Here is a 24,704-nt window from a genome sequence, read left to right on the forward strand (position 1 = left end):
AAATCACCTTCTTAATTGAAAATTCCTATTTATATTTATATACTCATTTTAAACATATTTTCTAATATGAAATATATTAAAAATGTTATTAATCCAGAAGAAATAGGTGTATTTACCCATGCACTTAATATTTTTAATAATATTTTTTTATTTGTTAGTTTCGATCCTCTTGCGTATCCAGCACCTATAACAGCTCCCACTGTCGCCTGAGAAACAGAAACAGGAATCCCCAATAAAGCATAAATCCAAACAGTTGTTGCTTCACCTAATACAGCAATAGCTGCTGAGAAATAATCAAGATCTATTATTTGTTTTCCTACTGTCATCATAATTTTCTGACTAAAAGTTAATCCTCCAAAAGCAATTGCCAATCCTCCTACCAATGCTGCTGTACTTACTCCAATCGTTTTTGCAAAAACACCTGTTATATTTGCAACATTGTTTGCCCCTAATGAATAAGCACCATATGCACTTACAATTATTGTAGCTATTTGTATAAATCTTTCTTTAGCATATATTGACTTTATTTTATTAAAGGGATAGAAAGAAACTTATAATATACAAATCCAAATATTATTCCACCAATTGGAGTACCTATCCACGCTAAAATTAATTTTAATATAATTCCCCATTGTACTCCACCTTTAATCAAACCAACAGATATTATAGAACCCACTATTGCTTGAGAAGAAGATACAGGAATACCTATAGATATCATAATTGTCATTGTTAAAGCCGCAGATAATACTGATATAGAGCCCGAAAGCATATTTTGCGTGGTAACACTGCTAATTGTTTCTATTCCTTTTGCTCCCCCCATAACTGCACCTAATAGGATAAAAATCGCAGATATTATTGTAGCTATTCTATATTTAACTATCCTATTTGAAACTGCTGTTCCAAATATATTAGCAGCATCATTTGCTCCTAAGGACCATCCAAAAAATATAGCCGGTAATAAATAAAAAAACATCAAACCACCTTCTTTGCTATGACTCAGAAATATTTATAGTATTATATTTTATAATATTTTTCTCTTTTTAAAAAAGCTGAAAATATTCACTAAGAATAGATTACAAATATTTAAATTTAAATATAGTAGTAATACTTCGTTTTATTAAAAAAAATGAGGAATATAAAAATTCCTCATTTAAATCCTTTAATATCTGGTAATTCTTCTTTTTTATTGAAAAAGTTTTTAAGATTTGTAAGTTCGGTATCCAATATATCCGGGTTAACAATTATCTTAAAACTCAACCCTATCAAAAATGTTTTTATCAATTCAGAATTATCCTCAATATTTTCAAGTCCAATTTCATGCATTTTTAAAAATTCTTTTATAGTATTGGTAAAATTCATATCTAAAAGTCTGGCTTTCCTGGAAACCTCTTTTTGTCTGAAAGGATATGTTAATATTTGAGAAAAAGCGATCATATACTTTGGGGGACTATAAATCCTTCTTATTTTTTCTTCTGCTGTCAATGTTCGTTTTTTAAAAATTTCATTTATCCAATCTTCTAAAATACTTTCTCCTGTGGCAACAAGAGCACCGTCTTTTGAACCAAAATAATAATGTAACGATGCAATTGTTAAATTGGACATTTCTGAAATATGCCTTGTGGTTGCTTCTGCTATTGATTCTTCGGTTATAATTTTTATTATAGAATCCATTAAATTTTCTTTTCTTTTTGCTCTTAAAGTTGGGTTTGGCCTTCTTGCCATAAAAATTAACCTCCTTTTTATCATTTTATAAACAAATTATATCATCATTTTATATCATTGTCAAATCACCCGATATATTTTATCAGTTAATTTTTTGTAACAAAATTTCTTCGCTGCGCGAAAGGGTTTTGGTTTTTTTATTACAATAAAAAAATAACCTTAAATCTTTTATTTATGGACTCTTCAAAAATAGCGTCCAGCAGGAAGTAAAAAAGAGATGAAAGAAGTTAATAACATATTACACGAAGAGATGGGATGGGAAAAATAAAAGAAATTCTGGAGAAATAACAAAAGAAAAAAAGGAAATGTAAGAAAAGGTAAAAAATAAAAAGAAATAGATTGAATTTAAATCAACTCAGCGGATAAAAAATATTAAATTTAATTGTAGTAAAAAATTATAAAATACTGAATAATTAAATTCTAATATAATAAGACTTAGTTTTGCTAACAGAGCCAGTAAATAAAAGAGAATTTTTTTACGAAGCGAAAAAAATCTTCCTCAGAGAGGAAGATTTTAGATTAAATATTATTTAATAATAATTTTTATTCCAAAAACCCTTCACGAAGTGAAGAGTTTTTGCGAAACAAAAGTTGAGGTGCTTTCGCACCTCATTTTATAAATATTATTCAGCTAATTCTTCATTTTCAACCAATAAATTCTTTATTTCTTCAATCATTCTATTATAGGCATCTTCAGCTGTAATTTTATCATATAAGAAATCACTTGTGATTGTTCCCAAAGCATTTCTAATGTCATACCATGCTGCTGGTTTTGGATCAGGAACTGCTGTTTTTAATGAATTTAAGGCTATTGTTGGTTTTTCATCATTTGCAACATATGACTTCCATTGTGAAGTTTCAACTACATCTTTTCTAACCGGTACATATCCTGTGTTTACTGCCCAATAAGCTTGATTTACTTTATCTAATAAGAATTTCATAAACATCCATGCTGCCTGTTTTTGTGCTTTATCTGCCCATGCAAACATTATTAAATCTGTTCCTGCTATTGGTGAATGTGGTACTCCATCTACTGATGGTAATGGAGCCCATGTCCATTCATATTTCCCTTTTATTGATTTTTCCACATATGGTTTTCCTGCTATTGTTCCCATGTACATGGCAATTTGTCCATTACCAAATGGATCATTTAAGTATCCACCTTGAACAAAAGCTACTTCGTCTGCTTTTAATTTGTGCATAAAGTTTAATGTTTTTATTGTTGTTTCTTTATCTAATACAATTTTCCATTTTCCATTTCCTGCATATTCCAATACTTTTCCATTCATTGCATACAAGAATGTTTGGAAGTCATCAACTGTTGTTCTAAAACCTAAACCGTATTGATCAATTTGACCATCACCGTCAATATCTTCTGTTAATTGTTTTGCAACATCATATAATTCATCTAATGTTTTTGGCGGTTCTACTCCGTATAAGTCGAATAAATCTACATTATAATAATTGGTATACACACTTTTATTAAATGGTATTGAATAAATTGTATCTCCCATGTACACATATCTTTAAATACTTTGTATATTTGATTTTCCCATACTTCTTTGAATTCAGAATCACCGTAAATAAACTTATTTAATGGTTCTACTATTCCTTTACTTTGTAAGTATTTTGATGTCCAGTTTGAATATGCTTGTGCTATAACTGGTAAATTATCTCTTGTACCTTCATTATAAGCAACAACTGTACTCAATAATTTTCTCGATAATGCACCATAATTTCCTACATAAACTGGAACAATTTCAACATAAGGATTTTCTCTATTAAATGCTGCTACTAATTCTTCTAATGCCTTTCCATGTCCCCCACCCATGGCATGCCAAAATTCCACTTTAATTTTTTCACCAAAAGAAAAAACCATAACAAACAACAACAATGTTACCAAAAGTAGTTTCTTCACCGATAACACCTCCTGAATAGATTTGTTTAACATAATATTATACTACATAAAATGATGTAAAATCAAATTAAATTTTTTTAAGTATTTTTAATAATTCTTTTTTAATTGCATCTAATCCATTATTATTAACTATTTTAAAGTTATATTTATACTTTATATTCCTTTGAGAATTTATGATATTTTTTGCTTTTTCAAAAGGTATTTTTCGCAATTTTACAAGACGTTCTAACCTTTTCTCTTCTGAGGAATCTATAAAAATAATATAATCACAGATTTCATCCAACCCTATTTTTTCAATTAAGGCACCATCAATAAAAATTATTTCTTCATCCATATTTTCTATTTTTCTTTTCACCCTTTTTTTTATCATTGGATGTAATATTGAATTTAATAATTCTAATTTATTTTTATTTTCAAACACAATTTTTGCTAATTTATCTCTTCTTATTTCATCGTTTTCAAAAATATCCTTACCAAAAAAATTTTCCAATTTATTTTTAGCTTCTTCTTCTTTAAGTATTTCATGCCCCTCAATATCCAAATCTATAACAACATAGCCAACATCCCTGAGAATCCTGGCTATTGTACTTTTTCCACTACCAGCATATCCTGTTATGCCTACTATTTTCATAGTATAAACTTTTCCTTTTTTTCTACTTTTTCTTTTACTTCTTTAGAAAATTCTTCATATCCTTCTCTTCCCATTAAAGCATAAGTAACCTTTTTACCCAATTCTACTCCCGGCTGATCGTATGCATTTATCTCTAATAATTTACCCATTATCGCTGTTTGAAATTCGTATACAAAGAAAAATTGACCAACATTAAAAGCATTAATTTCTGGAAAGATTACTTTCATATTTGGCTTTCCATGCTCTGTTAAAGCATATTCTGTTCCAAATAATTCAGTATTCAACAACTCTGATAACGTCTTTCCACCTAAATAAGATAATGCAGAATACTCTTCATGTATTTTAGGAATTTTTATATCCCTTTCAAACTTTTCTAATTTAATAAATGTAATAATTTTATCATCTGGTCCTTCATTATATAACTGAACTTGAGAATGCTGATCGGTGGCTCCTAATGCTTTTACAGGTGTTTGACCAACATTTACAACTTCTCCATTTATATTGTATTTTTTTCCTAAACTCTCTGCCCATAATTGCCTATACCAATCAGCTAATAATAACAATTTATTGGAATATGGCATCATTACTGATATGTTATAACCTTTTTTATAATAAAGAAAATGAAGTAAAGCATTTAATGCTGCAGGATTTTCATATATATTTTTATTTGATACTTTTTCAAACATGGCTTTTGCACCATTTAATAAATCAATTATATCTATACCACCTGCCAATGCAGATAATAATCCCACCGGAGTTAAAACGCTAAATCTTCCACCTACTTCAGGTGGAATTTCTAAAGTTTCTATTCCCTCTTCCTGAGCAATTTTTCTTAAAATACCATTTTTCGGATCAGTTGTAAATATTATATGCTTTTTAGGATCCAACCCATAACTTTCTATTATACCTCTTGCTATTAAATAATTAGACATAGCTTCTGCTGTCGTTCCAGATTTTGATATAACATTGAACAATGTAGTATGTGGATCTATCTGGTCTAAAACAGATGCAACAAAATCCGGATCCACATTATCCACAATAAATATTTTTGGGGTTTTTCTGCTCTTCGTATAATTATAATTTAAAGGATTTAATGTTGTTTGTAAAGCAATATTGCCTAACGCTGAACCCCTATACCTAACACTACAAAGTTTTCAAACGATTGAATCCATTCCTGAATGTCCAATATTTTATCTAAATATTTTGTATTTTTAAGAAGTTTCAAAAAACCTGGTTCTTCCTCTAAAATTTCAGAGATTATTTTTTCTATCTTTTCTTTATATTCATTTATTTCTTCATATTTTATTCCTTTTTCAATATTGGGATAAAACATATTTGTAAAATCAAATTTTATTCCTTTCATATTACCCCTCCCATTCACTAAAATTTAAAGTGAAAAATTAATATACCAATACACTTTCTACTTTAACTTCAGATAATTTTTCACGTGGATTCAAAAAGCTCAATTCAATTAAACATAAAACGCCAGAAACTTCTGCCTCTAATTTTTTTACTAAAGTTTCTATTGCTTTTATTGTTCCCCTGTGGCTAATACATCATCCACAATTAAAACTTTTTCACCTTTTGCTAATGCATCTTTATGCATTTGTATCTTAGCTTCACCATATTCTAAAGAATAAGATACTTCTACAACATCATAAGGAAGTTTTCCTGGCTTTCTTACTGGAACTAATTTTTTCCCTAATTTATAAGCTAATGCTGAACCAAATAAAAAACCTCTAGCTTCTGGAACTAATATCGTGTCAAAATCTAAATCTTTTACTTTTTCAGCCATAACATCTATTACTTCTCTAAAAGCTTCTGGTGTTGCCAATAAAGGCGTAATATCTTTAAATATAATACCTGGTTTTGGAAAGTCAGGAATATCTCTAATATACTTTTCAAAGTTCATTTTTTTTCCTCCTTCGATTTTATTGACAGGATTATTTTACCATATTTTTTTTAAAAAACAATAACCTATTCTCAAATACAAAAAAACATAATAAAACAAAAAAAGATCCCACTAATATTTTAGTGAGATCTTTTTTTATTAAGATTATATGAATAATTCAAAAATAATACTATTTTTCTTTCTAATTCTACTAATGTTACTTTATTTCCCTCTTTTAGCGTTTCAAATGCAGCTTTCAGCACAAGAACTCTTGGGTATTTATTTAATGTTATTTTAATTGGATCTGTATTATTAAAATTTTCTTTACTTTTAACATCTAATGTTTTCATTTTTTTATCACTCCCTTCAAAAAAACACTTGACAAAAATAAAATTAGATGTTATAATCTAATCGCTTAAGTTGTTTGGGCTCGTAGCTCAGTTGGTGAGAGCTTCCGGCTCATAACCGGGAGGTCGGTGGTTCGAATCCACCCGAGCCCACCAATGCGGGGTATTATTACCCGTTTTTTTATTCTCTTTTAATATTTTAATATATTTTATTTTTTTGTCAAGTTTTTTTGTTTTTAATGTTAAATTTTTAACTCTTCAATCGCACAAATATTCTTGCTTATCTTAATTCACGAATATGTAATTGAATCTTAAATTAAATTTCACTTTCTTCCCCTGCTAATAAATTTAACTTTTGATATTATACTTCATTTTTATATATAGCTATGATATAATATTAATTAATCAGGTGATATATTAATAAAAGGAGGATTAGTATGAAAAAAATATTGATATTTGTTTTACTCCTGATAAACTTAACGATTCTATTTGGAATTAAAATAGTGTCTTTCTCAGACGAAATTTTAAATGGCGAATTTCTTTCAATGAACAATACACAACTTTTTTTTAAGATTGATAAAAAGTTTTCAAATTACCAATTCAGGAGATTAAAAATATTGAATTCAATCAAGATGAAAAAGAAAATATGTTTTTTTCATTAGTAAATAATTATACATTTAAAGGTGCGCTGGAAAAAATAGAACGTGATTATTTTGTTTTTAAAAATTTAGAAAAAATATATAGAATTTCAAAAAAAGATTTAAAGATTATCGTATCAAAAAAAGAATAGAATCAAATATTCTGGCTACTAATTTTGGAAGATTTCATTTTACTCCTCTCGAAATCATTTCTGATAAACTCTGGAAAATAAAAACAGATTATGGTATTTTAACTTTACCTCCAGAAGCTATATTGTCATCTTTTAGGCCAAATATTTCAAGCGAAAATAAAAATATTCTTTATTTAATCAATGGTGATTATTTCTTTTATGATTCTGTATTTATAAAAAATTCTTTATTTAATTTTTATATATATAATTTTTCCATCCAAATTCCAAAAAATAATATTTTATTTTTAAAAAATCATTCTTTTACTCCTTTAAAAATTAAATCAAAAAAAATCTTCAGACTTAATGTTAATAATAAAAACTATTTTTTAGATGATTATGAAATTAAAAATAATAAAATCATCTTAGATAATATAGTTATAGAAGATCCGGATATCAAATTTATTTCAAATTCTATAATAAATTTATTTATTTTATCTGATGTTTTTTACAGTGGAATTTCTGTATATAATGAAAAATTATACGTATCTGGCTATTCCAAAAATTTATATGAACTATCCTATTCTGGAAAAATTATAAATAAATATAATATAGGCTCATATTCATTTGACTTCCCTGTAATTTATAATAATAACATTTATATTTCAACTTTTAGAAAAAATTTAATAATCGTAGATTTAAATTCTAAAAAAATAGGAAAAATTAATATTTCAAATCTCTATTCAGGCATAACTGTTTTAAATAAAAATCAATATTTAATACACTTATGGAGTAATTATCTTCATCTTATGGAAAAAGAAAATATTGTTTCATCCCTTAATACAAAAACATCTAAAAGAAGTCCTTTAATAGATTATGAAGGAAATATTATAGATTTAGATATTAACGGTAACCTAAAAAAATTGGATAGAAATTTTAATATTATTTTTGAAATTTCTTTGAAAGGGAGAACAGATTTTTATAATATAGATATTGATAATAATATATATATTAATGGCCCTAATAAAACTTTCACAGTACTTGATAAAAATGGAAATTTATTATATTCTTATAAAATGAGTGATATTCCATATTCTTTTCCATTAATTGATAACAATACTCGCATTATTTATCTTGCTTCAAAAGATTTATATCTTTACTCTCTAAAAAATGGGAAAGTGCTCTGGAAAACCAAAGTTGGATATGTTCCAGGAGTTGGTATTTTAACAAATAAGTATATTATTCTTAATAACTTAGCACATAAGATTTTATTCATTAATAAAAATACTGGAAAAATAGAAAAAGAATTTCGTCTGGGATATTCAACAAATTTGTCTATGGATAAAAATGGCTTTTTATATAGTGCATCTTCAAATGGTGTAATAACAATTCTCGATGTCGACGACAATCCTATTAACCAATATAAATTTAATGTTCAACATACCGGAAATCCTAATATAAAATAAAAGCTCGCACAGCTGCGAGCTTTTTAAAATATCAATCCACTATTTCCTTTATTATTTGTTTTTTTCATCTGATCCAATTGATTTAATAAATCTGGAGGCGCTACACTAATATCTGGTGTTTCTGCTTGTTGCATCAATTGCTTTAATTGCTCTTCATATTCTTTCATTTTTTTCTTCATTTCTTCTAAATCAATTTTAATCCAGTTTAAAATATCTTTAGACATTTCTTTTGCTTTTTCTTCAGGTAATTCCACCCCTTTTCCTTCCAATTCTGTATGTGCTTTAAATTCATCTTTTATAGCTTCTATTAAATTTTCTTCTGTAAGTAATTCACTCTTGTATAATACCCTTAAAGCTATATTTGTTCTAAACTTTAAATCTTCTACCGACATTTCCAAACCTTCTAATTTTGCCATAATCACATTTATAAGTTGATCCAATGATACTTGCATTTTGTAACCTCCCTTTCTCTTTCTTAGAGAATTATATAAATTGTTTTTTAAATTATAGTTTCATTTATTTCATTAAGAATAACTTTATTTATCTTTTTATGTTATAATTAAGACATACAAAAAACAAATTCAAATTTAAATAAAAAATTTTAGGTTGAAGAAATCTTAGGAGAGTTTTCAAAGAATAATGATATAGAATATAATTTCCCAAATCAAACTATATATTTAAAATAGCCTGGACAAATAATCCAGGCTTATTTTATAATATAACCTAATCCTGCAGATTTGTTTGATTTAATTTTTTTTATCATTTCTTTATAATTTAAATTATGTTTTTCAGATAGTGATAAAAGTGTTTTTTCAAGGTCATAATTATTTTTCTTTAATTCTTGAGATACTTCTGTATAACCTAAAATATCTATTAAAGGTGTAATTATTGTAAATGATTTGAGTAAATTTTCTTCGCATTTATTTATATCTGCTTCTATTAATTTTATATAATTCATTAAAGAATAGGATGCTTTTTTCAAAAAATCTATTGATTTTAACGTGTAATGAATTATCGCAGGAGTAAGATGATTTAACTCAAAATTTCCCTGACTTGATGCATGAGTTATTATATTATCAAATGAAGTTACACTTAAAGAAAGTTGTATTACATATTCTGGAATAACAGGATTTACCTTTCCCGGCATTATAGAACTCCCTGCTTGCAATTTAGGTAATATTATTTCATGAATTGCATTAGAACCAATAATCTAATATCATTAGATATTTTTATTAAATTTACAGCAAGAGATTTCAATAAACCACTAACTTCAGAAAATACATCTAAATTTTGTGTATTATCTATTAAATTCTCTGCTTTAGCTATTCCAATCCTGGTTATTTCTCTGACTTTACTTGCTATTTTTAAAATATATTGTTTTGGAGCTGCAATTCCTGTTCCTATAGCTGTTCCACCTATATTAACACTTCTTATTCTTTCCTCAACTTTATATAATCTCCATCTATCCCTACTCAATGCATCAGCCCATGCACCAAATTCTTGTCCTAACAAAATGGGAACTGCATTCATTAATTGCGTTCTACCAATCTTCTTTATACCGATAAATTCTTTTTCTTTTTTTTGTATTTCATCCTGCAATTTAATTATATTTTCAATTAATTCTCTTAACTCCTTTATAATAGCAATTTTTCCCGCTGTTGGAAATACATCATTTGTCGACTGATGTAAATTGACATGTTCCAATGGTTTAACTATATATTCTGATTTTTTCCCTTCTAAGAATTCAGTAGCTTTATTAGCAACAACTTCATTAACATTCATATTAATTGATGTTCCTGCACCACCACTTAATGGATCCACTACAATTTCCTTTTTTAAAATTTCCCATTCATCACATGCATTTACTATGGCATCACAAATCTTTTTATCAATATATCCTAATTCATAATTCAATAACGCTGCTGATTTCTTTATCATAAACATTGCCCATATAAAACTTTCATTTATGATTTCCCCTGTTTTAGGAAAATTTTTCAATGCCCTATATGTATGTATCCCATAATATACATCATCAGGTAATTTAACTTCACCTATAAAATCTTTTTCTACTCTCATTTTTACACCTTCTTCAACTCCGGAAAAATTTCAAGAGCCCTATCTAATACTCCATGCAAATAAGATATAATTACACCATAATTCACAATAGGTATATTATACATTTTTGATATGTGTATTCTTCTTAACATACTTTTTCTGGTCAATGTGCAACCTCCGCAATGTATAATTAACTTAGCATCTTTTACTATTTCATAATCTGGAAATTCGGTTCCAGCAAAAAAATCTATATTTAATTTTATACCTAAATGGTTTGTCAACCATCTCGGTATTTTAATTCTTCCTATATCTTCAGTTAACGGTCGATGAGAGCATCCTTCCATAATAATAACCTTATCATTTTCTCTTAAATTTTCAATAGCTTTTATTCCGTCAACAAGAACCTGTAGGTCTCCTTTATGACGCGCTTCCAAAATTGAAAACGTAGTTAATGGAATATCAAAATCTATATCTGAAACAACTTTCATAACGCTCTGTGAATCGGTTACAACAAGGTCTGGTTTTTGATTTAACTTTTCTATTGTATGCCTTAACTCCCTTTCTTTAGTAACAATTGCTACTGCTTCCCTATCTAATATCTCCCTAATTGCAGTTACCTGCGGCATTATCAATCTGCCTTTCGGAGCTCCAAGATCTATTGGAACGACTAACATAATCAATTGTCCAGGTTCTATCAGGTCTGCTATTAATGGAATTTCCTCTTCTTTAGGAAGTATTTTTACCATTTTCTCTTTTAATTTCTCAATATTCTTTTTTTCCTTTGCTGAAATTTCTATTATTTCATTTGTATATTCCAAACATGTTTCTTTTATTTTTTCTATATTTTTTATTTCATCAATTTTATTTATGACTATTAGAAATGGAATATCCAATTTTTTAAAATTATTGATTAATTCTCTTTCATAATTGGAAATTATATCTGTTACAACTAACAAGGCTATATCAGCTTTATATAAGGCTTTTGTAGCCTTTTTAATCCTTTTTTCTCCAACTGATCCCTCATCATCTATTCCTGGTGTATCTACAATAGTAACCGGTCCAAATGGAACTAATTCCATTGTTCTATAAACTGGATCCGTTGTAGTTCCAGGCATATTGCTCACAATAGCAATGTCCTGATTCAAAATAGTATTTATTAAAGTTGATTTCCCTACATTCCTTTTTCCTGTTATTGCTATATATTTTCTATAACCTTTCACCGGAGAAGCCATATTATGCCTCCTTAATAAATAAATTTCTCAGTGTATATGGAGGAATTTTTAATCCCATATCCAATATTTTTTGTGCTGTTCCCAATAAATCAACTTTTATTTTTTCATCATATATATTGTAATTTTCCCGATATTCATCAGGCGTTAAATTAACCATAATTACATTACACCCACAATTTAAAGCTTTAAATTGATAATCTCTGTCTATAGTGCCCAGTGCTGTTGTGGCCGGCATTTGCGCAAATGGTATCGTTAACCTTGTTGCTGCATATGCATTTAATGTTAACTCTGCTGAACCATTTTCCAGATTTTCTAAAGGCGTATTATACGTAGAAATAAAAGGACCTATACCTATCATTTTAATATTATGTTCTTTCATAAAGATTATATCTTTCGCTATATCCTCCAATGTTTGATCAGGTAATCCTATTATATTACCAGAACCAGTTATATATCCTAATTTTACAAGATAATCAAGCAATTCTATTCTTAAATCATAATCTTTATCTGGATGTATATTTTCAAATATTTTTCTATTTATTGTCTCGTGTTTTAACAAAACCTTTGAAGCACCTGCTTTTCTAAACCGTTCATATGCTTCTTTACTTCTTTCACCAATAGAAATAGAGACTGCTGTTTTAAGTTCATGATGAATTTTGTATATTAACCTTTCCATATCCTCATCACTATAATAATCGTCTTCACCTGACTGCAAAATTATTGTTGTTAACCCACTCTTCACTCCATTTTTAGCTATTTCAAAAATTTCATCCACAGGTATTCTATACCTTTTTATTTTATCATTTTGAGCCCTGATTCCACAATAATAACAGTTTTTCTTACAATAATTGCTAAATTCAATTACTCCTTTTAAAGTAATAATATCTGTGTTTAATGTTTTGTTTACTACATCTGCTACTTTATATATTTTATCTTTTAATCCCTTTTCATTTAAAGAAAGTATCCATAACACTTTTTCATAATTCAAAGTCATATGTTTTAAAAAATAGTCAATCACTTTATTTATTTCCTCTGGCATTTCTTCTTTTAAGTCAATTAATCTTGCTTTTAATCTCTCTATTCTCTTTGAAATATCTATCACCGCCTAAAAATAAAGATCTCTTTCGCCTTCTTTAACCTTTTTTATTTTTTCAAGTAATTGTTCTTTTAAAGGATTATTATTCATATTTTTCAATTCTTCTTCTATTCTTTTTATACCTATTATTTTTGTCTTTTCTGGTGCATAATCTTCTATATATTCTAAAAATGTCAATATCGCATTAGGTGTACAAAATCTTTTAACAAATCCAGGTATTGCAAATTCCATGAAATGCTCCCCTGTTCTTCCTAATCTATAACATCCTGTACAAAATGATGGTAAATATCCTTCTTCAGCCAATTCTTCAATTATCTGATCCAGAGTTCTATTATCGCCTAACAAAAACTGACTTCTTTTAATTTTTTCATCATCTGTTTCATGGTAACTTCCAACACCAATTGAAGACCCACCATCTATTTGTGAGACCCCAAACTTCATTACTTCATTCCTTATTTCTACAGGTTCTCTTGCTGTTAATATCAAACCCGTATAAGGAACGCTCAATCTTAATATTGCCACTAATTTTTTGAATTCATCATCAGAAACTGCATATGGTGGTCTTTCAGCAAGAGGTGTATCCAATGCAGGTTCCATCCTTGGGAAGGATATTGTATGCGGGCCTACATTAAATCTTTCCTCAAAATGTATTGTGTGATATAATAAACCCATTGCTTCGAATTTCCAATTATATAAACCAAATAATGCACCTATTCCAACATCATCCAATCCAGCTTGAAATGCTCTATCTAATCCATATAATCTCCAATAGTAATTAGACTTTGGACCACTTAAATGATATTTTTTATATGTTTCATAATGATAAGTTTCCTGAAAGATTTGAAATGTTCCTATTCCTACTTCTTTAAATAATTTATAATCTTCTACAGTCTGAGGAGCAGCGTTAACATTAACTCTTCTTATTTCCCTTTACCAGACTTTGTATTATATATAGTTTTAATTGTTTCTGTCATAAATTTCGCATCATATTTCGGGTGTTCTCCAAAAACCACTATCAGTCTTTTATGTCCTTTATTCTCCAATGCTTTCACTTCTTCAACAACTTCATCTAACGATAAACTTCTTCTTTCAATTGTTTTATTTGTAATCCTAAACCCGCAATATTGACAGTTGTTTATACATTCATTACCTATATACAATGGAGCAAATAATACTATTCTATTACCATATATTTTTCTCTTTAGCTCTCTTGCTCCCTCAAAAACTTCTTCGAGTAATTCTTTATCTTCAACATTTAATAATATGGCCATTTCTTCTGGTTCTAATCTATTTTTATCCAAAGACTTTTGTATAATTTCTCTGACTTTTACAGGATCAGGATTTTTTGTTTTTTCTAATAAATCAAATATAGTCTGTTGTGGAATAAAAGATTTTAAATTATCATTATCTTTAATAAAATACATCATAATCTCACCTCATATCTTTAAAGTATTTGTTTTTACTTTGACAGATTCAACCTGACCTAACTTACCTGATAAAGCTCCTAATTCATCAGTTGTCATTTCAACAACTAAAAATATTATTGCTATGCCTTTCTCTTTCATTGGGTATCCTACTCTTAGAAGAATCTTCTTACCATAATCGTGTAAAATATCACTTACTTTTTGGTAAGCTATTTCTCTGTTATAAACCACAATAGAAATAGTGCTAATTTTTTCTTCCATAAAAAAACCCCCTTCCTTTTAATGACCCAAGGAAGGGGAATATCATTATTCCTCATATCTCCCCTCCCTTGATGTCAGGATTTTTCCCTTCACCTCAGGAGAATTTATTCACTTTATTTGTGATTATTATAACATTATCATTTTACAAAAATATTAAAAATTAAAAAATATTAAACGCAATAAAATAAGCGAGCTAATCGCCCGCTTATTTTATTCAACGTCTATTTCTTTTTCTGATTCCCATAAACCGTGTATATTACAATAAGAATGAGCAATTAATGTTCCTTTTTTATCAAGTTTTATATGAGTAATTACATGTGGTTCTGTAACTGATGGACCAAATTCAAATCTTCCTAAATGAATAGTATTTGGATTACCTTCGTAATGAACATATAAATCTATCCAGGCAATATGATGTTCTACAGTGTTAGGATGTGGAATATCCTTTCCTACCTGAACTTCAACCTTAAATAATTCCCCAGATTTCACTTTTTCTGGAGCATCTATTACAGGAACATGTTTCTCATTTTTGAAATCTGCACTTTTAATTACATCTCCTAATTTCATGCTTTCCCTCCTCAAAATTCTTTAAATTTGTCTGCTGGAGCCCCACATACAGGACATTTTTCAGGCACTTCATCAAATGTTGTATACCCACAAATCGCGCATATAAATATTTTTTTATCTTCTAAATCTTCATTTGACTTCAAATATTCTCTTGCATCATTATACATTTTTTCATGAATTTTCTCAGCTTCTAATGCAAAATGTGCACTTCTTACTGCCTCTTTTTCTTCCTGAAATTCAGATGCATTTTTATATACAGGATACATTTCTTCAATTTCGAAATGTTCTCCTGCTGCTGAATCCTCTAAATTAGCATCAACTGCACCTAAATATCCCAATGCTTTAAAATGATTTCTTGCATGAACAAACTCAGCATAAGCTATAGCTTTCCACAATCTTGCTAAATTCTTTTTTCCTTGTGCTTCTGCATCTTCTGCATAAATAGAATATTTCATATGAGCTTTGGATTCCCCACAAAATGCATCTTCTAAAAATTTTCTTGTCATTTCTTTCTTAACCATAGTTCCACCCCCTAAAAAGATTTTAAAATTAGAATTATTACAAAAAAATTCTATAGTTTTTTCTTTAAAATAAAGTTACGAGTATTTTTAATATTTTTTACAAAACAAAATAAAAAATAATGTATGCAAAGATTAATTTGAGATTTTTGTTTTGTATATTATCTACAACAATTATTTATGTTATAATTACTACGGTATTATAAACTTAACTATAAAAGGAGGATATAATGGACAAAAAATACAAGGATTTGCAATTTTATAAATTTTGTGCATATGGATTTTTAAAAAATCTTCGATTTTTTGAACCATTTCTGATATTATTTTTCCTTGAAAAAGGATTAACTTATCTTCAAATAGGAGTTTTATACTCTATTATGAAAGTAGCTACAAATATTTTTGAAATTCCAACAGGAATCATTGCAGATACTATTGGAAGACGGCGTTCTATGGTATTTTCTTTTTCAAATTATATTGTATCTTTCTTTATTTTTTATATTTCAAAAAGTTTTTATTTGTTCGCCTTTTCCATGGTATTATATGCCATAGGCGATGCTTTCAGGTCCGGGACTCATAAAGCTATGATATTAGAATATTTGAAAATTAAAGGCTGGACTAATTTGAAGGTTCATTATTATGGTAATACACGCTCCTGTTCTCAATTGGGATCTGCTATATCATCTTTGTTAGCTGCCGGTATAGTTTTTTATTCTGGAAATTATCAAATTATATTCCTGGCTTCAATAATACCATATATTTTAGATCTTATATTAATGCTTACATATCCAAAAGAATTAGATGGAGAATTAAAAAAACTAAATATGAAAACTCTTAAAAAATCGTTTATTACAGTATTAGGTGAGTTCAAATTAGCTTTTAAAAATCTTAGTTTGTTTCGAAGTATTATGTTAACTACTTCATATAGTGGTTATCATTCAGCAGTTAAAGACTTTCTTCAACCAGTATTAAATTCTTTTGCTTTATCTTTACCTGTTTTTGTTTATTTAGAAAACGAAAAACGTTCAGCTATAGTCATAGGTATTGTTTATTCTATAATTTATTTTTTAACCTCTTTCTTTTCCAGAAACTCTGGAAGGTTTTCAGAGAAATTCAAAAACCATTTTACACCTTTAATAATTACAATGAATTTAGGATTTCTTTTTGGTATAATTAGTGGTTTTTCATATAATCATAACTGGTTAACTGTTTCCATCCTTTTCTATATGGGTATATACTTAATAGAAAACCTAAGGAGACCTATAGGCGTTGCTTATATTTCCGAAAATATTAATAGCAATATTTTAGCCTCAGTTTTATCTGTTGAATCACAATTAAAAACTATTTTAGCAGCTGTTATAGCACCAACTATCGGTTATTTTGCAGATAAATACAATGTTGGTATTGCCATTATAATAATTTCATCCCTTATGCTGCTATTTAACCTTTCTTTTATAACCAGAAATAAGAAAAAATAATTACAAATAATTTCAGCTGAAAGCTAAAATTATAATTTATCATTTATTATTTTTAATATTTTTCCAAATTTTGTTATATCATCGATAAAAAACAAATTAGATTCAACTTTCAAATCTGTAGCTCCAAAACCTTTAATTGATTTAAAATATTTAGATAATAAAACAGATATTTCTTCTTCCATTCTATTTGCACTCGGAAAAAGAAATATCTGTTTTATATTACCTATTTCTAAAAGATTGTCTATATGCCAGTGTTTTTTATATTTTCCATTTTTAAAATTCATATGCCTATTTACTCTTTGAATTAAATTTTTCATTGCAGAACCACAATAGGCATATAGCCCTTTTTCAATATTTGATTTTTTCTTAGAAATACTTAAATTCACACTTTTTTCTATTTCTATTAATAATATATAACTGCCTTTATTCATTAAGTATTCCCAATTTTAAATTTAAATTATTTTTCTTTTTCAATACTTCTACAACTGATGGTTTATATTTTTTCTTAAATACGGTTCTGTCTAAGTAAGCTATAATTCCATATGCTCCACCTAATCCTAAAACTCCGAATAAAAATGCCTGCATATCATTTTTCGTAATAAAATATGCTATTAATAAAAAAACTAAAAAGGATAATAGAGGGAATCCATAAATTATAAAAGAAATTTTAGATGCGGAAAAATCAGGAATCTCAACTATTACATAATCTCCAATCTCAGGTGTTTTCTCAAACTGTTCTATTTCAATTCCCATTACTCTTTCGCTATTACTTCCTGTTAAATTACAAGCACCATTCAACGCACAACTTTCGCAACTTGAACTTCTCGTACTTATCAAACTAACCTTTTTTTCATCTACAGAATTAACAATAAAAACTTCTCTCATATTATTCCTCCATATCTATATCGATAATAATTTTTGAAATTATTGTTTTTTTGCATTTATTAATAATAGCATAACTTTCCTGAGAAAGGAAATATGCTTTTATATATGTTTTATATTTTTCAACTTCCTTTTCTAATGATTTATCTATCTGTTCCATATATTCTCCATCCAGAACTTTATTTAATAAATCATATTTTTTTTCATCAATCATGCGAGGTTCTCCTCCTTTAATAACTTTTGGAACTTTTTTCTTGCATAATGCAAACGACTTTTTACACTTCCTAATGGTTTATTCAATTTTTCTGCAATTTCATCATAACTTAAACCGTCTATATCTCTTAATTTTATTAAAATCCTATCCTCTTCAGACAACCTTTCCATAATTTTAGTTATTTTATCCATTTCCATTTCATCTAACACTTCATTTGAAACATTAACATCTGCCTCAGGCTGTATCCCTATTCCTTCTGTATAATTCTCCGTTAAATCTATATTCTCAACAACATTCTTCTTTTTCTTACGAATATAATCTTTTCCAACATTAATAGTAATCTGATATATCCAGGTAGATAATTTTGAATCTCCTCTAAATGTGTGTATACCCTTAAATATCTTAAAAAAGACCTCTTGTAACGCATCTTCTATTTCACTCAAATCAACAAATCTTTTCAGCGTTACATATATTTTAGGTGCATATTGATTGTATAATTCTTCAAATGCCTCTTTATCTTTCTTTTTTAACTTTTCAATTAATCTTTTTTCATTCAAGAAAAATCACCTCTTTGTGGTTTTTTTTTATTATACCACAAAAGAGGCTGTTACATTGCTTTAGACTGTAATTATTATATTTTGTTCAAATTTATTTAACTTCTAAAATTATGTTTTGTAAATATAAATTTTTTAAATTAGATAGTAATACAGGATTTTGTGGATCTGAAATATCGTATATAAGAAGTCCATTTTCTCCATCTGCAACATACAAATAATTCTCTCTAATATATCCTCCATAACAAAAACCCTTTGTATCAATAGTAGATAACAATATTGGATTCGATTTATCAGATACATCGATCAGGGAAAATCCATTTTCTCCTTCTGAATAAAAAACTATATTATTATCTAGGAAAACCCTTCCCCATTTTGAATTTATATCTAATTTAGAAATCAATTTAGGATGTTTTTTATCTTTCACATTTACTATTTTTAATCCTTTTCCACCATCAGCAAGATAAGCTATATTATCTTTTACAAATACATTATATGCAAATCCTTCTGCATCATAATAACTTAGCAATTTCGGTATTTTAGGGTCTGAAACATCAACTATTACAAAACCATCATATCCCATTGGTACGTATGCATAATTATCCTCAACAAATATTCTTCCAGATGAACCCCTTAATTCAAGATAACTCATAGTCTTTAATGAATAATCTTTATTGATCTTTACAACTTCCATACCAGAATTTCCTTCAAGAATATACGCTATATTATCTTTTACAAAAATAGAATATACTTTTCCAAATGTCTTAAGTTTTGCTATTTTTTCAGGTTTTTTTACATCGCTAACATCAGCAACAACTACTCCATTTATCCAATCAGCTATATATGCATGCTTGTCTCTTACATATAATCCGACAGCCCATCCTTCAGTATATACATGATTTATAATTTTAGGATTTTCAGGATCTGTAACATCTATAATATACATGCCAATTCCACTACCTGTAGTATAAATATATTTTTTATTTGTTTTTATAGTTTCTTCCAAATAAATTGTTGGTGTAATTTCTGTTGTTATTGTAGGCTCTATAGATATAACACTACTTTCAACTGTTAGTTCCGTTGATGGTTCGGAAATTTCTTCCTTTATTAATAATTTTTTTGTAGAGAAATTCCATATAGAGCTTTCTTTCTTTTCATTCCCTGATTTTGCCACTACTTTCCAGTAATAATCTTTCCCATAATCAACTGATATATCATAAAATTGATATCCTAAATTTTGTGCTACTAAAGTCATATCTTTTGGATCAAGTCCAAGATAAATATCAAATAATGCTTCTTTTCCTTCATACTTCCACTCTAAAGTAATTTTTGTTTCTAAATTTGTTGCTCCATTTGTAGGTGTTGGATTAAATGGCTTCCCAAGTTCTTTTACCGATTTTGTTTGAAAAGCCCATATTTCACCATATCTAATTCCGCCGTGCCCATCTTTTGCCACTACTTTCCAATAATATCTTGCATCTTCTTTTAAGTTAACCTCAATAGAAGTTGCTTCCATTCCTGTAGCTATAGGTTTCATAGTATCTATAGAACGTCCTAAATAAACATCATAAAATATCTTATCTCCATCAAGATCTTCACATTGCCAGTTTAATGTTGTTATTAACGGAACATTGATTTCTCCATCTGACGGTTTAGGTGAATGTGGCTTTAATGGTATTGCATTTTCTGTACTAAAAAGCCATATATCACTATCTGTTTTATGTTTTTTATCCTTTGCCACTACTTTCCAATAATAAGTTTTATTGTATTTTAAAATTTTGGTAAAAGAGGTTTCTGTCAAATTCGACGCAATAGGTGTGAGATTATACCTATCTGTGGATAAGTATAAATCATATGTTAATGTATCTCCATCAGGATCTGTTGCATTCCATGTAAATACTGTATTTACAGGAATACCAACAGCTCCATTTTTAGGAGTATATAAATCTGGTATTGATGGCGGTTCATTTTTATATATAATAGGTAAAATGACAACTCCTGTCATTACAACTATAAATGCTGATATTGCAAGTATTATAAATTTTAATTTCAAACCCATCACCTCTGTATTATCTTATTCAATCTGTTATTCTACAAATAAAATTCTCTTTCCTAATTCATATAAAAAAAGCCAACCAAATAAGGTTGGCTTTGGTCGGGCGACTGGACTTGAACCAGCGACCTTTTGCGCCCATGCAAACGCGCTCCCATCTGCGCCACGCCCGAACTGCACATTATTATATCATATTTTATATTATCAGTCAATAGATTATTTATATGATTTGACAATTATTTTTTAACATTATATAATTACGTCAAATGTTGTATTTTTAGTTCTATCAAAAATAAATATTGATTATCACATAACTAAAATTGGAGTGAATAATATGAATGAACGTTCTAATAAAATGAGAATAAAGGCATTGGGATATCTTTTACTTCCCATAATTTTCCTTGTTTTTGTTTATATATCTTATGGTGTAATCATTCAAGGTTTTGTTTCTACAGAACTACAGGACTATTTTAATCTTAATTTAAACATGATATCTTTATTAAATATTCCAATTTTTGCGGGAATGTGTTTTGGTGTATATATTTCACATTATAAAATTAAAAACAAAAAGCTCTTTTATTCATTTCTTTTATTTTCAATTATTGTAAATTTTTTTAATTTTTTTATAAAAAATTATATTTATTTTCTTATTATTAGATTTATTTCAGGAATAGGATTCGGTTATCTTTTTGGATACCTCAGCATTTATTATTATTTTTATAAAACAAAATTAAACATAAAAAATATATCTTTAGAATGGGGAAAGGCGTTCGGTATTTTATTTGCAGCTCTTTTTACTTACTTTTTCGTGCCTTTTTTAGGGTGGAAATTTGCTTTTTTTATTCTTTTATCTGGAGTATTTATTATTATTCTACTCAGTTTTTTACCAGAAATTGAAAATATTTCAAATTTAGAGTTAAAATCACTCTCGAAAGGAAAAAAATCATTGTTATATTTATTCATGTTTATATATTTTATTATTGGAAATAATTATTATATCTTAATGATGAATATAAAAAATTTATTCGCTCATTTTTCCCCAAAATATATCACTGTACATTTTTATTTAATACTGTTCTCAATTACCATAATATTTGGTTATCTTGCATCAATATATTTATATGATAAATTCAATAAAATTTTTTTGATTTTTTCTTTAAATTTACTATTAATATTTATTTCTTTTATAAGCATTTTTGTCTTTTCTGAAATCCAAATAACTTATTTTTTATCGTTAAATATAACCATTCAAATTATAATCTGGAATATCCTTTTAGTATATAGTTTAACTTTTTTTGATTCACAAAATTATTACATCGTTATAAAATCAATGTTTTTTATGATCTCACTTGGAGGCATTTGTTCTTCAATATTTTCTTTTTTCTTTAATGCAAAATTATCTACAAACATATTTATATTTATTGGATTTACATCTTTAATACTTTTAATATTGACATATATTTTATCCAAAAAATATAACAGGCACGATCATTTCATGAAAAGATAATCCACCATGTTTCCCTTTCAGATGAACAAACGAACCACCATATTTATACACAAAACTATAATTACTCTTTGAAATCATAATATAATCTCCAACTCTTTCTTTATATCTTGGATTTAATTTAGCACCAAATAAATTTATCTTTTCTGCTTCTACAATATCAATAAGGTTTCCATAATCTCTATAATTTGAATTAAAAAAATCATAAAATCCTTTTTGTTTTTTGTATAAAAATACATCATTCTCATTTCTCCACCCGGTGGAATCCATAAGTGTTTTGATATTTCATTTTCATTAGAAAATCTTATTTCTTTTGTCAATGGGATTCTAACATACCGTGATCTGCAGTAATTATTATTACTGTATCTTTCAATATTTTATCATTTATTTTTTCCAAAAATTCATTCTCCAACATTTTCAAAAACCAATATATTTGTGCCTTATATTTATAATCTTTAGCGCCATACTTATGTCCTATGCCATCAACATAACCATAATATGAAAATTGAAATGATCTTTCATCCTTATTTATAAAATCAATAAGTTTATCATATACCATACCAAACATCTCAACTAATGATTTATATCCTTTTATATTGCTCCCTTTATTATGAATTTTACTTAATCCACTTCCAACTATATCAGAATGCGTATGAGTAAATGTTTTAACACCAAGTTTTCCTAAAACCTCATTTATCGTTTCAACTTCTAATATATCATTTACTAAATAAGGTTCAAAAATTCCTTTTCCACCAAATAATGGCGAAAATTCTATCATATTAACTAATGCACCCAATTCTTTTAAAAATAATATATAACCTAAAATGCCATGTTCAGCTGGTGGCTTTGCTGTCATAAAAGTTGTAATTGCATTGGCTGTAGTAGAAGGAAATATTGAAGTAGCCGGAAAAAATTGATTCCTTCCTAAAAATTTAAATTCATTTTTTTTCTCTTTTAATACCAATTTGAATGTATTATAACTCATTGCATCAACTAAAAATAAAACCACATGTTTTTTTCCTTTAAAAGGCAATGGATACGATTTATAAAAAGGAACTCCACCAAAATTTTCAATAATCCAATTTGCAATATTCAATATAGAATACTCTTCATAATGCGGTAAAATGCCCAATCCTTCGATTTTATTTTCATAGATCTTTTTAAAGATATCTTCCCACATATATTACACCTGCTTTCAATTAAACTATTATTTTTTATCTAATATTTAATTTGAAAATATGTATATCCCTCAGGGATACAATTTCTTCTTCAATATTCTCAACATCTGAAAAACCATTTCCTTTAATTAAATATTCTTTTAATATTTCGTGCTTTTCTGTTTCCCTTCTGCCCATATTTCAACACTTCCGTCTGGCATATTCATCACATATCCATTCAATCCAAGAGATTCGGCAATTTTATTCACAAACCATCTAAACCCTACTCCCTGAACTCTTCCATATATTCTATACCTTTTTGCTACCATTCTTTCACTCCTTATTTGTTTTATTTTATTTTACCATTTTTAATCTTATATCGTCAAATTTTAGTCTTTTTCTGGTATACTATAGATAAGAAAATAAAATTTTGAAAGGGGAAGTATTTAAATATGAAAATAAAATCATACTTCTTAGCAGTATTTTTATTGTTTGCTGTATTAATAATAGCAAACCAATCTTTGTTTATCAATAGTTACGAAGAGGGTGTTAGTCTAATTAATTTTGAAAATCCGGTAGTTCCAAAATTAATAGCTTCATATCCTAATATATTAGACATAAAAAATGTACCGGTGTTTTTTGATTCTAGGGTTACTTCTTTTTATACAAATAACACTTTTATGGTAATTGGTTTAAAGTCAAACAAAGTTTATTTTATCAATTTAAAAACTCATAAATCTCAAATGTTCACTTTAAAAAATTATCCTACTCAAATAAAACAATACGATAAAATAATATATGTATCTGTATATAACAGTGAAATTATCCCATTTAAAATAACCGAAGATAAAGTAATCAAAAAACAAGAATTAATTCTATAGGCGAAACTTTTGATTTTGAATTTTCAGATAATTACTTATATGTTGCTGATGGAATTAAAGGATTAGCTATTTATTCAAAATCAAATGGTT

24 protein-coding genes, 2 tRNA genes and 6 pseudogenes are annotated in these 24,704 nt (G+C 27.5%); 6 read left to right on the top strand and 26 right to left on the bottom strand.

The window, feature by feature from the left end; translation table 11 throughout:
- Nucleotides 1-35: 35 nt before the first annotated feature.
- From DJ007_RS20405 to DJ007_RS10700, 8 genes and pseudogenes are all read right to left on the bottom strand, one after another.
- Nucleotides 36-973 (bottom strand): annotated as a pseudogene (locus DJ007_RS20405) (inorganic phosphate transporter).
- A 173-nt stretch (nucleotides 974-1,146) separates the two neighbouring features.
- Complete coding sequence (locus DJ007_RS10675; RefSeq protein ID WP_165974127.1) at nucleotides 1,147-1,722, bottom strand: TetR/AcrR family transcriptional regulator; 576 nt, start codon at nucleotides 1,720-1,722, stop codon at nucleotides 1,147-1,149.
- A gap of 623 nt (nucleotides 1,723-2,345) precedes the next feature.
- Entirely contained in the window at nucleotides 2,346-3,236 is an 891-nt protein-coding gene (locus DJ007_RS10680; RefSeq protein ID WP_240739528.1) for an extracellular solute-binding protein, read from the bottom strand.
- Complete coding sequence (locus tag DJ007_RS18015) at nucleotides 3,173-3,640, bottom strand: type 2 periplasmic-binding domain-containing protein (RefSeq protein WP_240739529.1); 468 nt, start codon at nucleotides 3,638-3,640, stop codon at nucleotides 3,173-3,175. The genes DJ007_RS10680 and DJ007_RS18015 overlap by 64 nt, the downstream gene beginning before the upstream one ends.
- 67 nt (nucleotides 3,641-3,707) lie before the next feature.
- Complete coding sequence (gene coaE, locus DJ007_RS10685) at nucleotides 3,708-4,271, bottom strand: dephospho-CoA kinase (RefSeq protein WP_129409545.1); 564 nt, start codon at nucleotides 4,269-4,271, stop codon at nucleotides 3,708-3,710.
- Nucleotides 4,268-5,634 (bottom strand): annotated as a pseudogene (locus DJ007_RS10690) (glucose-6-phosphate isomerase). Before DJ007_RS10690 ends, coaE begins: the two are co-directional and overlap by 4 nt.
- 37 nt (nucleotides 5,635-5,671) lie before the next feature.
- Nucleotides 5,672-6,183, bottom strand: a pseudogene (locus tag DJ007_RS10695) (adenine phosphoribosyltransferase).
- Nucleotides 6,184-6,302: 119 nt separating this feature from the next.
- Nucleotides 6,303-6,512, bottom strand: coding sequence for a hypothetical protein (locus DJ007_RS10700; protein ID WP_129409546.1), 210 nt, complete (start codon nucleotides 6,510-6,512; stop codon nucleotides 6,303-6,305).
- Nucleotides 6,513-6,588: 76 nt separating this feature from the next.
- Between DJ007_RS10700 and DJ007_RS10705 the strand changes: the two genes are divergently transcribed.
- The 3 genes from DJ007_RS10705 (at nucleotide 6,589) to DJ007_RS10710 (ending at nucleotide 8,741) form a co-directional block, all read left to right on the top strand.
- Nucleotides 6,589-6,665 (top strand) — tRNA-Ile (locus DJ007_RS10705).
- A 490-nt stretch (nucleotides 6,666-7,155) separates the two neighbouring features.
- Nucleotides 7,156-7,299 (top strand): hypothetical protein, encoded by a 144-nt coding sequence (locus tag DJ007_RS14820; protein WP_165974128.1) that lies wholly within the window; start codon nucleotides 7,156-7,158, stop codon nucleotides 7,297-7,299.
- A 122-nt stretch (nucleotides 7,300-7,421) separates the two neighbouring features.
- A complete protein-coding gene (locus tag DJ007_RS10710; protein ID WP_129409547.1) occupies nucleotides 7,422-8,741 on the top strand; it encodes a hypothetical protein in 1,320 nt (439 codons plus the stop codon).
- A 23-nt stretch (nucleotides 8,742-8,764) separates the two neighbouring features.
- Here the strand turns inward: DJ007_RS10710 and DJ007_RS10715 are convergent, their stop codons facing one another.
- The 8 genes and pseudogenes from DJ007_RS10715 to DJ007_RS10750 all read right to left on the bottom strand — a co-directional run bounded on the left by DJ007_RS10715 (nucleotide 8,765) and on the right by DJ007_RS10750 (nucleotide 15,897).
- Complete coding sequence (locus tag DJ007_RS10715; protein WP_129409548.1) at nucleotides 8,765-9,193, bottom strand: hypothetical protein; 429 nt, start codon at nucleotides 9,191-9,193, stop codon at nucleotides 8,765-8,767.
- Between the two features lie 254 nt (nucleotides 9,194-9,447).
- A pseudogene (locus DJ007_RS10720) lies at nucleotides 9,448-10,817 on the bottom strand (aspartate ammonia-lyase).
- Between the two features lie 2 nt (nucleotides 10,818-10,819).
- Nucleotides 10,820-12,028, bottom strand: a complete 1,209-nt coding sequence (gene hydF / locus DJ007_RS10725) for a [FeFe] hydrogenase H-cluster maturation GTPase HydF (RefSeq protein WP_129409549.1) — start codon at nucleotides 12,026-12,028, stop codon at nucleotides 10,820-10,822.
- A gap of 1 nt (nucleotide 12,029) precedes the next feature.
- A complete protein-coding gene (gene hydE / locus DJ007_RS10730) occupies nucleotides 12,030-13,130 on the bottom strand; it encodes a [FeFe] hydrogenase H-cluster radical SAM maturase HydE (protein WP_129409550.1) in 1,101 nt (366 codons plus the stop codon).
- A gap of 3 nt (nucleotides 13,131-13,133) precedes the next feature.
- Nucleotides 13,134-14,551, bottom strand: a pseudogene (gene hydG / locus DJ007_RS20410) ([FeFe] hydrogenase H-cluster radical SAM maturase HydG).
- Between the two features lie 9 nt (nucleotides 14,552-14,560).
- The gene (locus DJ007_RS10740) at nucleotides 14,561-14,809 is read right to left on the bottom strand and encodes a TM1266 family iron-only hydrogenase system putative regulator (protein WP_129409551.1); all 249 of its coding nucleotides are present in this window, start codon (nucleotides 14,807-14,809) and stop codon (nucleotides 14,561-14,563) included.
- Nucleotides 14,810-15,019: 210 nt separating this feature from the next.
- Complete coding sequence (locus DJ007_RS10745; RefSeq protein ID WP_129409552.1) at nucleotides 15,020-15,376, bottom strand: class II SORL domain-containing protein; 357 nt, start codon at nucleotides 15,374-15,376, stop codon at nucleotides 15,020-15,022.
- 11 nt (nucleotides 15,377-15,387) lie between these two features.
- Nucleotides 15,388-15,897, bottom strand: coding sequence for a rubrerythrin family protein (locus DJ007_RS10750; protein ID WP_129409553.1), 510 nt, complete (start codon nucleotides 15,895-15,897; stop codon nucleotides 15,388-15,390).
- A 227-nt stretch (nucleotides 15,898-16,124) separates the two neighbouring features.
- On the opposite strand from DJ007_RS10750, the gene DJ007_RS10755 reads away from it, so the two are divergent.
- The gene (locus DJ007_RS10755; protein ID WP_129409554.1) at nucleotides 16,125-17,369 is read left to right on the top strand and encodes an MFS transporter; all 1,245 of its coding nucleotides are present in this window, start codon (nucleotides 16,125-16,127) and stop codon (nucleotides 17,367-17,369) included.
- Nucleotides 17,370-17,398: 29 nt separating this feature from the next.
- Here DJ007_RS10755 and DJ007_RS10760 read toward each other — a convergent pair whose 3' ends face one another.
- From DJ007_RS10760 to DJ007_RS20860, 10 genes are all read right to left on the bottom strand, one after another.
- The gene (locus tag DJ007_RS10760; RefSeq protein WP_129409555.1) at nucleotides 17,399-17,800 is read right to left on the bottom strand and encodes a GIY-YIG nuclease family protein; all 402 of its coding nucleotides are present in this window, start codon (nucleotides 17,798-17,800) and stop codon (nucleotides 17,399-17,401) included.
- Complete coding sequence (locus DJ007_RS10765) at nucleotides 17,793-18,254, bottom strand: SoxR reducing system RseC family protein (RefSeq protein WP_129409556.1); 462 nt, start codon at nucleotides 18,252-18,254, stop codon at nucleotides 17,793-17,795. The genes DJ007_RS10760 and DJ007_RS10765 overlap by 8 nt, the downstream gene beginning before the upstream one ends.
- Before the next feature lies 1 nt (nucleotide 18,255).
- Complete coding sequence (locus DJ007_RS10770; RefSeq protein WP_129409557.1) at nucleotides 18,256-18,465, bottom strand: hypothetical protein; 210 nt, start codon at nucleotides 18,463-18,465, stop codon at nucleotides 18,256-18,258.
- Nucleotides 18,462-19,022, bottom strand: coding sequence for an RNA polymerase sigma factor (locus DJ007_RS10775; protein ID WP_129409558.1), 561 nt, complete (start codon nucleotides 19,020-19,022; stop codon nucleotides 18,462-18,464). The genes DJ007_RS10770 and DJ007_RS10775 overlap by 4 nt, the downstream gene beginning before the upstream one ends.
- 91 nt (nucleotides 19,023-19,113) lie before the next feature.
- Complete coding sequence (locus DJ007_RS10780; RefSeq protein WP_165974129.1) at nucleotides 19,114-21,072, bottom strand: LVIVD repeat-containing protein; 1,959 nt, start codon at nucleotides 21,070-21,072, stop codon at nucleotides 19,114-19,116.
- A 101-nt stretch (nucleotides 21,073-21,173) separates the two neighbouring features.
- Nucleotides 21,174-21,245 (bottom strand) — tRNA-OTHER (locus DJ007_RS10785).
- A 1,289-nt stretch (nucleotides 21,246-22,534) separates the two neighbouring features.
- Entirely contained in the window at nucleotides 22,535-22,846 is a 312-nt protein-coding gene (locus DJ007_RS10790; RefSeq protein ID WP_129409560.1) for a hypothetical protein, read from the bottom strand.
- 46 nt (nucleotides 22,847-22,892) lie between these two features.
- Nucleotides 22,893-23,756, bottom strand: a complete 864-nt coding sequence (locus tag DJ007_RS10795) for an alkaline phosphatase family protein (protein WP_129409561.1) — start codon at nucleotides 23,754-23,756, stop codon at nucleotides 22,893-22,895.
- A 34-nt stretch (nucleotides 23,757-23,790) separates the two neighbouring features.
- Complete coding sequence (locus tag DJ007_RS20855) at nucleotides 23,791-23,931, bottom strand: hypothetical protein (protein WP_165974126.1); 141 nt, start codon at nucleotides 23,929-23,931, stop codon at nucleotides 23,791-23,793.
- Nucleotides 23,895-24,062 carry an acylphosphatase gene (locus tag DJ007_RS20860; RefSeq protein WP_129409562.1) on the bottom strand — a complete coding sequence of 56 codons (168 nt, stop codon included), beginning with the start codon at nucleotides 24,060-24,062 and terminating at the stop codon, nucleotides 23,895-23,897. The genes DJ007_RS20855 and DJ007_RS20860 overlap by 37 nt, the downstream gene beginning before the upstream one ends.
- A 123-nt stretch (nucleotides 24,063-24,185) precedes the next feature.
- On the opposite strand from DJ007_RS20860, the gene DJ007_RS10805 reads away from it, so the two are divergent.
- Together DJ007_RS10805 and DJ007_RS20420 are read left to right on the top strand one after the other, a co-directional pair.
- Entirely contained in the window at nucleotides 24,186-24,614 is a 429-nt protein-coding gene (locus tag DJ007_RS10805; RefSeq protein WP_129409563.1) for a hypothetical protein, read from the top strand.
- Nucleotides 24,611-24,676 (top strand): annotated as a pseudogene (locus DJ007_RS20420) (hypothetical protein); the annotation flags it as partial. The gene DJ007_RS10805 and the pseudogene DJ007_RS20420, both read left to right, overlap by 4 nt.
- Nucleotides 24,677-24,704: the final 28 nt, after the last annotated feature.

This window comes from Marinitoga lauensis (assembly GCF_004135675.1).
GTDB classification, from domain to species: domain Bacteria; phylum Thermotogota; class Thermotogae; order Petrotogales; family Petrotogaceae; genus Marinitoga; species Marinitoga lauensis.